General features: G+C 48.9%; 11 protein-coding genes. 4 read left to right on the top strand and 7 right to left on the bottom strand.

What is annotated here, in order from left to right:
* Positions 1-77: 77 nt before the first annotated feature.
* Genes KD145_RS12895 through KD145_RS12885 form a run of 3 tightly spaced genes read left to right on the top strand, consistent with a single transcriptional unit; the run spans position 78 to position 2,474 of the window.
* Positions 78-815 carry a glycosyltransferase family 2 protein gene (locus KD145_RS12895; RefSeq protein WP_212006279.1) on the top strand — a complete coding sequence of 246 codons (738 nt, stop codon included), beginning with the start codon at positions 78-80 and terminating at the stop codon, positions 813-815.
* A 15-nt stretch (positions 816-830) separates the two neighbouring features.
* Positions 831-1,628 (top strand): O-methyltransferase, encoded by a 798-nt coding sequence (locus KD145_RS12890; RefSeq protein WP_212006278.1) that lies wholly within the window; start codon positions 831-833, stop codon positions 1,626-1,628.
* 33 nt (positions 1,629-1,661) lie between these two features.
* Positions 1,662-2,474 carry a prolyl oligopeptidase family serine peptidase gene (locus KD145_RS12885; protein WP_212006277.1) on the top strand — a complete coding sequence of 271 codons (813 nt, stop codon included), beginning with the start codon at positions 1,662-1,664 and terminating at the stop codon, positions 2,472-2,474.
* Positions 2,475-2,666: 192 nt separating this feature from the next.
* Here KD145_RS12885 and KD145_RS12880 read toward each other — a convergent pair whose 3' ends face one another.
* From KD145_RS12880 to KD145_RS12865, 4 genes are all read right to left on the bottom strand, one after another.
* On the bottom strand, positions 2,667-4,100 hold the full coding sequence (locus KD145_RS12880; protein WP_212006276.1) for a TolC family protein: 1,434 nt from the start codon (positions 4,098-4,100) through the stop codon (positions 2,667-2,669).
* Positions 4,093-7,233 (bottom strand): efflux RND transporter permease subunit, encoded by a 3,141-nt coding sequence (locus tag KD145_RS12875; protein WP_212006275.1) that lies wholly within the window; start codon positions 7,231-7,233, stop codon positions 4,093-4,095. The genes KD145_RS12880 and KD145_RS12875 overlap by 8 nt, the downstream gene beginning before the upstream one ends.
* A 27-nt stretch (positions 7,234-7,260) precedes the next feature.
* Positions 7,261-8,379: an efflux RND transporter periplasmic adaptor subunit gene (locus KD145_RS12870; protein ID WP_212006274.1), complete on the bottom strand. Its 1,119-nt coding sequence runs from the start codon at positions 8,377-8,379 to the stop codon at positions 7,261-7,263.
* Between the two features lie 144 nt (positions 8,380-8,523).
* Entirely contained in the window at positions 8,524-8,952 is a 429-nt protein-coding gene (locus KD145_RS12865) for a hypothetical protein (RefSeq protein WP_212006273.1), read from the bottom strand.
* A 169-nt stretch (positions 8,953-9,121) separates the two neighbouring features.
* Between KD145_RS12865 and KD145_RS12860 the strand changes: the two genes are divergently transcribed.
* Positions 9,122-10,669, top strand: a complete 1,548-nt coding sequence (locus tag KD145_RS12860; RefSeq protein ID WP_212004237.1) for an IS1182 family transposase — start codon at positions 9,122-9,124, stop codon at positions 10,667-10,669.
* Positions 10,670-10,798: 129 nt separating this feature from the next.
* On the opposite strand, the gene hemL is transcribed toward KD145_RS12860, so the two are convergent.
* From hemL to KD145_RS12845, 3 genes are read right to left on the bottom strand one after another with little or no spacing between them, the layout of a single operon-like run.
* Entirely contained in the window at positions 10,799-12,094 is a 1,296-nt protein-coding gene (gene hemL / locus KD145_RS12855) for a glutamate-1-semialdehyde 2,1-aminomutase (RefSeq protein ID WP_212006272.1), read from the bottom strand.
* Between the two features lie 54 nt (positions 12,095-12,148).
* The gene (gene hemB, locus KD145_RS12850) at positions 12,149-13,120 is read right to left on the bottom strand and encodes a porphobilinogen synthase (protein ID WP_212006765.1); all 972 of its coding nucleotides are present in this window, start codon (positions 13,118-13,120) and stop codon (positions 12,149-12,151) included.
* A 17-nt stretch (positions 13,121-13,137) separates the two neighbouring features.
* Complete coding sequence (locus KD145_RS12845; protein ID WP_212006271.1) at positions 13,138-13,521, bottom strand: four helix bundle protein; 384 nt, start codon at positions 13,519-13,521, stop codon at positions 13,138-13,140.
* Positions 13,522-13,661 lie beyond the last annotated feature (140 nt).

Raw genomic sequence — 13,661 nt, 5'->3', positions numbered from 1 at the left:
TACGAAGGGCATTTGCGCAATATATTTTGAATTATCAGCAGGTGAGTTACCTTTGCACCCAAATTTGATCCACTTTCATGCTGAATAACAAAAAGATAGTGGTTGTACTACCAGCCTACAACGCAGCACTAACACTGGAAAAGACGTTCCGGGAAATCCCTTTTGACATCGTAGATGATGTGGTACTGGTGGACGATGCCAGTAAAGATGAAACCCTTGAGGTGGGGAGAAAACTGGGCATCAAACACCTGATCCGCCACGATCAGAACAAAGGTTATGGCGGTAATCAGAAGTCCTGTTACAACAAAGCGCTGGAGCTGGGAGCTGATGTGGTGGTGATGCTTCACCCCGATTATCAGTACACACCCAAGCTGATTACGGCCATGTGCAGCATTATTGCCAATGAATTATATCCGGTGGTTTTTGGTTCCCGTATCCTTGGAAAAGGTGCATTGAAAGGTGGTATGCCGTTGTACAAATATGTTTTCAACCGTTGTCTGACACTTACACAGAATATACTGATCGGGCAGAAACTGAGCGAATACCATACCGGTTACCGTACTTTTTCTGCTGAAGTATTGCGGAATATCAACTACATGGCTAATAGCGATGACTTTGTATTTGATAATGAAATGATTTCGCAGATATTCATGAAAGGGTACGATATTGCGGAAATAACCTGTCCGACCAAATATTTTGAGGAAGCGTCCAGCATTAACTTCAAACGGAGTGCTATCTACGGCCTCGGTGTACTTAGAGTATCCCTGCAGCATCGTCTGCATATGTGGGGTATGTTTAAAGGAAAAATCTATTAAAAAATCGTATAGTCAGTGAGTTTAGCGCAGCAGTATAAATTAGCCACCAAATATCTGCGGTATTATTTTACCGCCGGAAACCGTCATGATGTTCACTCTCCTTTTGTATTTTCTCTGGTAGAGGACGTATTACGGGATAAAACCCCGCATGCCGCATTCGGCGAAATTGAGCAGCTGCGCAAACAATTGCTGGCCAGCCAGGAAACCCTGCAGGTGACCGACCTGGGGGCTGGCTCTCTGATATCAGCCGGTAATGAACGAAAAGTCAGCGACATCACACGATATGCTGCCAAACAGCCCAAATTCGGGCGTTTGTTCTACCGGCTGGTACAATACCTTCAACCAAAAGTATTGCTTGAATTAGGTACTTCTATGGGCCTTTCCACGGCTTATATGGCCAAGGCAGCACCGGATGCCAAAGTGTATACCATAGAAGGCTGTCCGAATATCGCGGGCAGAGCCCGCAAAAACTTCGAAACCCTCCATCTGGATAACATCGTTCAGGTGACGGGCAACTTTGACACGGTATTACCCGATGTGCTCCGCGAGATAAAACAACCGGATTGGGTGTACATAGATGGTAATCACCGCAAAGAGCCTACCCTGGCCTATTTTGAACAGTGCCTGCAACATGTGCACGAATACTCCCTCCTGATCTTCGACGATATCCACTGGACACCCGATATGGAAGCCGCCTGGCACACCATACAGCAACATCCGCAGGTGACCATGACCATCGACCTGTTCTTCATCGGCCTGGTATTTTTCCGAAAGGATTTTAAAATCAAACAACATTTCACCTTGAAATACTAGTCTTCGCGTAGTATATTGGTACAAATTCCCAATATGAACTACCTCAGACTACTATTTTATTGCTGCCTGCTGGCAGCGGGGTTACCTATGTCTGCCCAACAAGCCCAGGCCCAGGATCTCAGCGCTTACAGTTATCAAACCTATTATCACAAAGGCGATACCCTGCGTTATCGCTTGCTGCTGCCGGCCAACTACGACCGCCACAAAAAATATCCGCTGATTGTATTCCTTCATGGTATAGGAGAAAGAGGGTATGATAACAATGCCCAGCTTTTGCATGGTGGTACCATGTTCCTGCGCGACAGCCTGCGCAACAAATACCCCGCCTTTGTACTGATACCTCAATGCCCGTCGACTACCACCTGGGCGCCCATGATCCTAAAAACAGACAGCAACCACAGAATCATCAGCGGCACCTACCCAATAGATGGAGAGATGCCGACACCCACTGCTTTGCTGAATAAAGTACTGGACAGCCTGCTGGCCTCCGGCAAAATAGACACCAAAAGAGTATACATCGGTGGCCTTTCCATGGGTGGTATGGGCACTTTCTACATGATCACCAAAAGACCGGAACTGTTTGCTGCCGCCTTTCCCATCTGTGGTGCGGGCAACGTAGATGCTGCCAACCGCTTCGCCGGTAAAGTCCCCATCTGGATCTTCCATGGCGGTGCCGACGCAATAGTGCCTGTAGAAGCATCCCGTGCCTATGAAACCAAACTGAAAGCCCTCGGCGCTGAAGTCAAATACACGGAGTATCCTGGTGTAGGCCACAACAGCTGGGATAATGTTTTTGTGGAACCGGAATTGTTTCAGTGGTTGTTCCAACACAAACGGAACCGCTGATTTATATGATTTTTCTGATGCTCCTGATAAGCGAAGACAGAAGCAGGGTTTAATTTTTTTTTGAACAATAAACGAATTAACAGGAAGCCCCTGGCAAACAATTAAGTTGTGCCAGGGGCTTTTTCTTTAAACATAATTACATACCCATTCTTTTATTTTCGCTCATCAGGAGCATCAGCAGCATCAAATGTATCATTGGTTACCTCCTAATGCCCTGTACAACGACACCAGTCCCTGGTACACGTTCCTGCGGGTGGTCACCAGGGCCAGTTCTGCTTCCAGTACGTTTTTCTGGGCGGTGATTACCTCCAGGTAGTTGGCGTAACCGGTGGTAAACAGGATATTGGCGGTGGATACGGCCTGCTGCAGCACCTGTACTTCTTTGGTTTTAAGCGCAAAAGTTTGTTGCTGGTTCTCCACTTTGTTGAGGGCTGTGGCCACTTCCTGGTAACCGTTTACGATGGCCTGCTGGTAATCATAAAAAGCCGTATAGGCGCTGGCGGTAGAGATGTTGTATTGTGCTTTCAGTTGTTTTTTGTTGAAGACGGGCGCTGTCAGGCTTCCCAGGGCTCCCCAGGCCACGGAGGCAGGTGTTTTAAAGAGCAGTCCTGCTTTGAAGGCATTAAAGCCGGCGTAGGGTGTGATGGTGAGTCCTGGGAGAAAGGCTGCCCTGGCGGCTTTAACGTCTGCCTGGGCGGCGCTCAGCTCCAGTTCGGCCCGTTGTACGTCAGGCCGGAGCAGCAGTAGGTTGCCGGGTATGGCAGCTGGTACTGTGGGCGGGAGTGTTACGGAATCCCGGGTGGTGCTGCGTGTGATCGGCTGTGGCAGGCGTCCCATCAGTGCGTTGAGCTGATTTTCGAGGGCGGCGATTTCCTGTTTGACACCGTATTCCAGTGCCTGTGTGCTCAGCAGCTGTGCGGTGAACTGCTGAACGGCCAGTTCGGTGGCTCGTCCGGCTTCTTTTTGTATGTTGACCGTAGCCACAGCAGCTTCCTGTAAGCGGATATTTCGCCGGATGATGGCCAGTTCGCTGTCCATGGCCAGCAGTTCGTAATAGAGCCCTGTTACGCCGGCCACGATCTGTGTGGTGAGCAGGCGTCGTCCTTCCTGGCTGGCGAGGAAGCGCGCGTAGGTGGCCTTACGCTGTTGTTTCAGTTTGCCCCAGAGGTCTATCTCCCAGGAGCTGCGGATACCCGCGAAATATTCCGGGGTAGGGTCAGGAGCCCGCTGGTCGCTGTTGATATTGGGCGATTTGTTGGTATCGAAGTTACCGACGCCGGTCATGGTGTAATCTGCGAAGTGGTCTACACCGGCTGTCAGCGACAGATTGACGGAAGGCAGCCAGGCATTTCTGGCCATCATCAGATTGGCCTGAGCGGCGGCCACACGCCGGGAGGCGGAGAGCAGGTCGTAGTTGTGGGCCAGGGCACTGTCTACCAGGGCCTTCAGGTGAGGGTCCTGGAATACCTGATCGAAATGCTGCAGCGAGAGGGTATCGGTGCCAGAAGCAGAGGTAACGGGAACGGACACACGCTCCGGCATCCGCAGTTCCTTTTGTGTGGTGCAGGCGCCAGCCCCTGCGACTAAACAGGTGGCCAGCGCGTAATGATATATTCGTTTATTCATTGGTGTAAGCTTTTAGTTCAACTTTCTTTTTCGGGATCATGGAGGCAAACAGCACATAGAGTCCGGGTATGATGAGTACACCGAAAACGGTTCCTATCAGCATGCCGCCTGCAGCAGCTGTACCTATGGAACGGTTGCCCATGGCGCCGGCCCCGGAGGCGATGCACAACGGGATAAGACCAGCGATGAAGGCAAAGGAAGTCATAAGGATGGGCCTTAACCTGGACACAGCCCCTTCTCTGGCGGCGGCAAGTACGGAGGCGCCGTGTTTATTCCGCAGGATGGCGAATTCCACGATGAGGATGGCGTTTTTGCCCAGCAAACCTACCAGCATAACCAGGGCCACCTGCGCGTAGATATTGTTCTCCAACCCAAGCAATTTGAGGGAAATGAAGGCGCCGAAGATACCTGCAGGGAGTGACAGCAATACCGGTAATGGCAACAGGAAACTCTCGTATTGAGCAGCCAGCAGCAGGTATACAAATATCAGTACGATGATGAAGATGTACACGGCCTGGTTGCCGGAAAGGATTTGTTCGCGGGTCATACCGCTCCATTCGTAACTATAGCCCCTGGGCAGTTCTTTGGCTGCTACTTCCTGTACCGCCTGGATGGCCTGGCTGCTGCTGTAGCCGGGGGCTGCGTCGCCGTTGATCATAGCGGCGGTGTACATGTTGTAGCGGGTGAGCTGTTCAGGTCCGTATACCCGTTCCAGTTTGACGAAGTCGGCGTAGGACACCATTTCTCCGCGGTCATTTTTTACGTGTAGCCGCAGGAGGTCGTCGGGTTTGGCCCTGAAGGCAGGATCTGCCTGTACCATCACTTTATACATCTGTCCGAAGCGGATAAAGTTAGAGGCATAGAAGCTTCCCATCAGTGTTTGCAGGTTGCTCATCGCATTGTCAATGCTCACGCCTTTTTTGGCGGCCATGGCCTGGTCTACATGGATGAGGTATTGTGGGAATTCGGCATCGAAGCTGGTGAAGGCGCTGCCTATTTCGGGCCGTTTTTTTAATGCGTCGATAAAATTGTTGGTGAGTTGCGCGGTCTGGCGCAGATCCCCGCTGCCGCTTCGGTCCAGCAGCCGTAGTTCGAAACCGCTGGAGTTACCGAAGCCGGGCACGGTAGGCGGTGGGAAAAATTCGATGCTGGCGTCTGCGATGCCTGCGGTGAGCTTCTGAAGGCTTGCAATGATATCTTTTACAGATGCGTTACGGTCATCCCATGGTTTCAGGTTGACCATGCCCATGCCGTAGGAAGCACCAGCCACTTCGTTTACCAGGCTGTAGCCGGCGAGGGTAGACACTGATTCTACTTCCTCCAGCTTTGCAGCGATGGCCTGTATCTGGTCGAGCACTTCTTCGGTACGCTCTACGGTAGCGCCGGGAGGCGTGGTTACATTTACATAGATCATGCCCTGGTCTTCAGTAGGGATAAAGCCGGAAGGCAGGATAGCACTGGCTCCCCAGGTAGCTACGAAGAAGAAGGCCAGCGCTGCGATGGTGATGATCCTTCTGCTGGCGATAAAGCTCACCAGTCTGGCATATTTATTTTCAGTAGCGGTATAACCTTTGTTGAAACTATTGAAAAACCGCTGCAGCAGGTTCTTTTTACCAGTCTGGCCATGGTTGTTTTTTAGCATGATGGCACAGAGTGCAGGCGTTAACGTTACTGCGTTGATACCGGAGATCACGATAGAGATGGCCAGTGTGAGGGAAAACTGCCGGTAGAACACACCCACAGGGCCGGAGAGGAAGGCCACCGGGATAAATACGGCAGACATCACCAGTGTAATAGCAACCAGTGCCCCGCTGATTTCCCGCATAGCGGCAATTGTAGCTTCGAGCGGCGGCAGGTGGTCTTCGCTCATCTTCACGTGTACGGCTTCCACCACCACAATAGCGTTGTCTACCACAATACCGATGGCCAGTACCAGCGCGAAGAGGGTAAGCAGGTTGATGGAGAAACCCATCATCTGCATAAAGGCCAGTGTACCGATCAGGGCTACCGGTACGGCCAGCGCCGGTATCAGGGTAGAACGGAAGTCCTGCAAAAAGATAAACACCACAATAAACACAAGGATAAACGCTTCGAAGAGTGTCCTCACCACTTCATGGATAGAGGCGTCGAGAAAGCGCGATACGTCGTAGTTGAAGTTGTAGGTCATGCCGGGAGGGAAAGAGGCGTTTTTCATCTCTTCCATCTTTTGCTTCACATTGTTGATTACCTCGCGGGCATTGGAACCAGGTCTTTGTTTGAGCATGATGGAGGCAGAGGGTTTGCCATCTGTTTTAGACACCATGCTGTAGGTGAGTGCACCAAATTCTACGTCTGCTACGTCTTTGAGGTGCAGCACGGAACCATCGGCGCCGGCTCTCAGGACGATCTGCTTGTATTGTTCGGGTTCGAAGAACTTACCGGTATAACGGAGTACGTATTGCAGCAACAGGGGATTTTTATCAGAGCTTTCGCCGGTTTTACCGGGAGCCGCTTCTATGTTCTGTTTGCGGATGGCAGCGATGACTTCGTCGGAAGATACATTGTAAGCCAGCATACGGTCGGGCTTGAGCCATATACGCATGGCGTATTCCTTGGCACCCATGATTTCAGCGCGGCCTACGCCGTCAATACGTTTCAGTTCCTGCAGTACGTTGATATCGGCAAAGTTGTAGATGAACTGTTCGTTCAACGTGGTGTCTTCACTCATTACGTTGAGGTACAGCAGCATACTGTTTACTTCCTTTTCGGTGGTAACACCGGCCTTGATCACCTCTTCGGGTAGTTCATCGAGGATAGTGGCGACTCTGTTCTGTACGTTTACAGCGGCCTGGTCCGGGTCGGTACCTACCTGGAAGAATATCTGAATAACGGTGATACCGTCGTTACTGGAAACCGACGACATGTATGTCATGCCCGGAACCCCGTTGATAGCGCGTTCCAGCGGGGTAGACACTGCCTTGGCGGATACTTCTGCGTTAGCGCCGGTGTACTTGGCTGTTACCGTAACAGAAGGGGGCACGATATCGGGAAACTGGGTGACAGGCAGCGTGAATAGCGCCAGCAGGCCTACCAGTGTGATAATAAGCGATATGACCAGTGACAGCACCGGTCTTTTTATGAATGTTTCAAACATTGATCTCGTTTTCTGCTATAAGCGTGATTATAATCTCAGTAAACTGTCCATGGGCACGGTCCGTGGTGCTATCTGCACACCATCGCGGATATTGCGTACTCCTTCACATACGATGCGTTCTCCGGGTTGCAGGCCGGATTTCACAATGTAGAAGTGAGAGAAACGGGCCTTGGGGACGAAGTTTCTCATCTTCACTTTGTTGGATGCATCTACCACAAAAACATAGTTTTTGTCCTGCATTTCGAAGACAGCTTTCTGCGGAATGATGATAGCGCTGTCCATTTCGCTGGTGAGCCGTACTTTACCGCTGGCGCCGTGTTTGAGCAGTTTGGATGGGTTGGAGAAGCGGGCGCGGAAAGCGATGGAGCCGGTGTTTTCTTCAAACTCACTTTCCATGGTTTCTATCTGCCCTGTCTGATTATAATCACTACCATCGGCGAGTACGAGATGTACCTGGCGGTAGCTGTTGTCTCCTTTAGCGATCGCTTTACTGTATTGGAGATATTCTGTTTCTGATACGTTGAAGTAAGCATATACTTCGCGGGTGTCTGACACGGTGGTCAGCAGGGTTCCTTCACTGATAAGGCTTCCGGTTTTCAGTGGTATACGGTCGATGATGCCGTCAAAAGGAGCTCTGATGCTGGTGTAGGAGAGGTGCATGGCAGCGTTGCTTTCTGCGGAGCGGGCTTCATCAATTTTAGCCTGTGCGGCGGAAAGGCGGGCGGTAGCCACTTCCAGCTCGGAGGCAGCTACTACTTTTTTCTCCACCAGCATTTTTACGCGCTCCAGCTCCAGCGAGGCTGATTTGGCTTCGGCCACCATATTGCTCAGCACCGCTTTGGCTTTGGCCAGCTCAGAACGGTATTCCGCATCATTGATGCCAAACAGCAGCTGTCCTTTTTTGACTTCCTGTCCTTCATCTACAAATATTTTATCCAGGAATCCGTTTACGCGGGCGCGTATTTCCACATTCTGAACAGCCTGTATGTCGGTAACGTAAGTACGATGCAGCAAAGTATCTTTTGCTACCAGACTGGTGACAGGCAATGATTTCAGTTCCTCGTTCTGAGTACTTTCTCCTTTGGTAACGCAGCCAGCTACAAGCAATGCGAGTAGCGATGCGTAAATCCCTGTATTTTGACGCATAGATATAACAATATTGTTCCGGTATCGCACCGGAAAAGTGAGTGTAACACATAGGAAGGCTCATTCCGCGATAGTGGCGGTTATGGTTGTCATCTCCCTAAAAAAGTGAAAAGAAAAAAAGCAATAACTAAAGGAGAACTGTACTCAGAAAGGAGTAAACCGGAATAGAAAACTATAGTAGGCGGGTAAAAAGGCTTTTTGCCGGACATATTCGCCGGTTTTGCCTTCGTTGATATGACAGATTTGAGAGAGGTCGCCGCTATCGATATAGGCTACACGGGTGGCAATGCTGAACTGTTGTGAAGATGCACTGAGATAATACCGTGTTTTACGGCGGTGTTTGGTGGCGTGAATTACTTCGTCACCATCCTCAGGTTCATCTGTATTCAGCTGGGGTGGTAATTTGGCCAGCAGGCTTTCGAGATGATCTTCACGGGCAGCCTGTATTTTGATTTCCTGCAACAACAGGCGCTGATGGGCAGCAAGCGAAGGTATGACGCCTGTTGTCAGCTGCAGTAGCAGCAGAAAACAGACATACATCCATCGTTTCAGTATGTGCCTTTGTGTGACCATGAGGCACAAAAATAATTTTATTTTTTGATTTGGCTCTCTGCTTATTTGATGGCCGGTTTGAAGGGATGAATAAACACATCATAAAAAAAGGGGGTGTCTCAAAAGACACTCCCTTCTGTTTTTTTTGGGGGGGGGAAATCTGCGGGGTAGCTTTTTCCGTTTTTATAGTATGCCCAAAGGAAAAACACTATCAGTAGTCTTTAAAGCCAATCAGCAGCACCAGGCTATGCTTTTCCCTCCCGAGATTGGGGATCTGATAGCCGAGAATCACCCAGTTCGTGTGGTGGATGACGTAATAGAAAAGATCGATATAACTTTATTGCTGAAGCGTTATAAAGCAGGAGGAACCAGCAGTTACCATCCCAGGATGTTATTGAAAGTCCTTATTTACGCTTATATAAATAACATTTACAGTAGCCGTAAAATAGAGGAGGCACTAGGCCAGAACATCCACTTTATGTGGCTTAGTGGTATGAGTAAACCCGATCATAATACGATCAACAGGTTCCGTGGTGAACGCTTGCAAAAGGTATTACAACCTATATTCACCCAGGTGGTATTGTTGTTATGCGAAGAAGGCTTACTGAACATAAAAGAACTGTACACTGACGGGACAAAGATAGAATCGCAGGCAAATCGCTACAGTTTTGTATGGAGCAATGGCATTAAGTACAGTAAAGAAAAAATAAAACAGCAGCTTAATGACTTGTGGAAATATGCACAATCAGTGGCAGCTTCAGAATTGGGTGATGATACGGACCCATCCGGATATGACAAAATCGACAGTGAAAAAGTCAGTAAAACAATAGCGGCCATCAATGACGCCCTCAAAGAAAAACCCATAGACAAGCGGATCAGACAAAAGCTGGGATATGCTCACCGTAACTGGCCTTCAGCGTTGGATAAGTATGAGCAACAGGAACAAATAATAGGCTCTAACCGCAATAGCTATAGCAAAACAGATCCCGCCGCTACCTTTATGCGTATGAAGGAAGATCATATGAAGAATGGTCAGCTTAAACCAGCTTATAATCTCCAGATAAGTACTAATAATCAATACATCGTCAATTACAGCCTTCATCAGCAGTCCACGGATACATCAACTTTAATCAGTCATCTCCTGCAGTATATACGGTTATATAAACGAGTGCCCGCCAATATTACAGCGGATGCAGGGTATGGCAGCGAACAGAACTATCAATGGCTGGAAAACAGGAGAATTACGGCTTATGTTAAGCATGCTTCCTTCGATCGCAACCAGCACTGGTCAACTAAAACCAGGGAAATGTTCAAGGCCCAAAACCTACCCTACAATGCTGAAAAGGACCACTATATCTGCCCTGCCGGCCAGCGAATGCGTAGAAAAAGTACGTTCCCAAAAACAACTAAAAACGGTTACAGGCAAACAATAACTACTTATCAAGCCAGAACATGCGAAGGATGTACATTACGGCAGATGTGTCATGATCAACAAACAAATCGCATCATAGAAGTAAATCATAATCTAAATCGTCTTAAGGCGCTGGCTGACAAACGATTAAAAGGAAGAAAAGGAATACAGAAGCGTAAACAACGTTGCCATGACGTGGAATCTGTCTTCGCAAATATTAAGCATAATCATGGCTTTAAAAGATTTATGCTAAAAGGGATGGATAAAGTGTCAATCGAAATGGGATTAATGGCTATGGCACACAATCTTAGAAAGAAAACAGCATAAAATCAGGTTAACCCTTCACTTCTAAAAATGGAAACTGGAGAATCATTATAACAACTGGAATTTATAAAAAAGAAGCCGTCTCTTGTTTTGAGACGGCCCCTACCACTCCGCACAGGATTTAATTGTTAACTATTGTTTGATAGCATGCATAGCAGCTTTGGCGGCAGCTATGGTAGCATCGAGTTCTTCGGTTGTGAGCGCATGGCACATGAACCAGCTTTCGAAGGCTGATGGTGGCAGGTATACGCCGCGTTCGAGCATGGCATGGAAGAAGCGCCTGAACAGTTCATTGTTGGCAGCGGAAGCGCCGGCAAAGTCGATGATCGGGTATTCGGTAAAGTGCACGCTGAGCATGGAGCCCAGGTTGTTGATCTGGTACACGGTACCGGATGCGCCGAATGCTTCGCGCAGGCCATTCACCAGGTATTCCGCTTTTTCCCGCAGCTGTTCGTAGATGACAGGGTTGTCATTCAGCGTCTGCAGTAGCGTATAACCGGCGATCATGGCGATCGGGTTGCCGCTGAGGGTACCAGCCTGGTATACTTTTCCGGCAGGTGCGAGGTTTTCCATGATGGATTTGGGTCCTGCCACTGCACCTACCGGCATACCGGCGCCGATGATTTTTCCGAATGTAACGAGGTCGGCACGGATACCGAGCAGTTCCTGTGCACCACCGCGTGCAAGACGGAAACCGGTCATCACCTCATCGAAGATGAGCAGGATACCGTTGGCATCGCAGAGCTGGCGCAGTCCTTCCAGGAAGCCCGGCTGGGGCAGGATACAGCCCATATTACCGGCCACCGGTTCTACAATGATGGCGGCGATCTGGTCCGGATTCTCTGCTATCAGCTGTTCTACAGCGGGCAGGTTATTGTAGGGAGCTGTGAGGGTATCATCTGCTACAGTAGCAGTAACACCAGGTACAGACTGAATGCCGAGGGTGGCTACGCCACTGCCGGCACTCACGAGGAATGCGTCTGCATGTCCATGGTAACAGCCTTCAAATTTGATGAACTTGTTGCGTCCGGTATAGCCTCTGGCCAGCCTGAGGGCGGTCATACAGGCTTCGGTGCCGGAGTTGACCATGCGGACCATATCGATGTTAGGCACCATGCCTACGATGAGTTCCGCGATTTTTATTTCCAGTTCTGTAGGAGCACCAAAGGAAGTGGAGAAAGCGGCATATTCCTGGATGGCCTTTACTACCGGTTCATAGGCGTGTCCCATGATCATGGGGCCCCAGGAGTTGATGTAATCGATATACCTGTTGCCATCCACATCGTACATAAAGGGGCCTTTGGCGTGTTGCATAAATACCGGAGTGCCTCCTACGCTTTTGAATGCACGCACGGGAGAGTTAACACCGCCAGGGATGACCTGCTTTGCTTTCCCGAATAACATTTCACTTTTGCTGTAGCTGTACATGAAAGGAAATTATTTAAAATTTACTGAGATAGATATGGGCTGCAAGATACTGAATTAAGCATTCAGCAGTCTTACGGCGTCTTTTGCGAAATAAGTGGCGATCAGGTCGGCACCGGCACGTTTGATGCTGGTCATGCTTTCCAGGATAGCCTTGTTTTCGTCGAGCCAGCCGTTTTGTGCAGCTGCTTTGATCATGGCGTATTCACCACTCACATGGTAGGCACTCACGGGAACGGTTGTATTGTCTTTGATGATGCGCATGATATCGAGGTAGGCCATTGCTGGTTTTACCATCACGATGTCTGCTCCTTCTTCAATGTCCATCAGTGTTTCCTTGATGGCTTCGCGGGAATTGGCGTAGTCCATCTGGTAGGTTTTTTTGTCACCGAAACCGGGAGCGGAGTCGAGTGCATCACGGAACGGACCATAGAAGCAGGATGCGTACTTGGCGCTGTAAGACATGATACCGGTTTTATCGAAACCGTGTTGTTCGAGGATGTTGCGGATAGCGAGGATACGGCCGTCCATCATATCGCTGGGGGCTACGAAATCGGCGCCGGCCTGTGCATGGCTGAGGCTCATACGGGCCAGTACTTCCACAGTAGGGTCGTTAACGATTTCTGTGCCTTCCACGATACCGTCGTGACCGTAGGAGGAATAAGGATCGAGGGCTACGTCTGTCATCACCACCATTTCAGGAATGGCGTTTTTGATGCCACGGATAGCACGCTGCATCAGCCCGTCGGGATTTACAGCCTCGGTGCCTTTATTGTCTTTTACGTTGTCAGGTGCTTTCACAAAAATCAATACACTTTTGATGCCCATGCTCCACAGTTCTTTGGCCTCTTTGATGGTGAGGTCCAACGAATACCGGAAATAGCCGGGCATTGAGCTGATCTCTTCCTTCACATTTTCTCCTTCAGTTACAAACAGGGGAGCGATAAAATCGCTGGGCCTCAAAATTGTTTCTGCTACCATCGCGCGAATGGCGGGGGATACTCTTAAAATTCTGTTTCTTCGGATCATCATATTTTTCAATTTTTTTATTTGGCTATTTTGATATTTTGTTTCGTTAAGGTATCGTTTGCTTTTTTTCGCGAGGCGCTGAATATGAATACTAGTTCTTTAGCCTCTGTCAGCAAAGGATTGATTAACGATGTATGATCTGCAATGCCTGTTTCTTTTAAAATTTCCAACCAATACAAAGACTCATCTGCTTCTTCCAGTACGACTTTGATTTTATAAACAAAGTCGGTTTGTGATTTGGCCAGACAAACAGCTCTGTAATTAGCCCCAACACTACCAGCTGATCTTATCAACTGTTTGGCGATTTCATAAGCAGCGATATTTTTAGGCAGTATTTCACAAAGACGTATCACATCGATATGAAATTTTTTCGTTCTCTCCTGAAGTTGATACTTGTTCATGTTGCTGGATTTTGGTTAACAAACTTGTGTATTACCAAATCTATCCATAAAATCTCAAATCAAGTATCATCATCCGCTTCAGTCTACTCGTCTCAATCCATCCGCTTCAATCTATCCGCTTCAATCAAATAATCAAATAA

Source organism: Chitinophaga sp. HK235, assembly GCF_018255755.1.
Taxonomy (GTDB): Bacteria; Bacteroidota; Bacteroidia; order Chitinophagales; family Chitinophagaceae; genus Chitinophaga.
The sequence above is the reverse complement of the archived record's forward strand: the minus strand, read 5'-3'. Positions and strand labels throughout refer to the sequence as shown.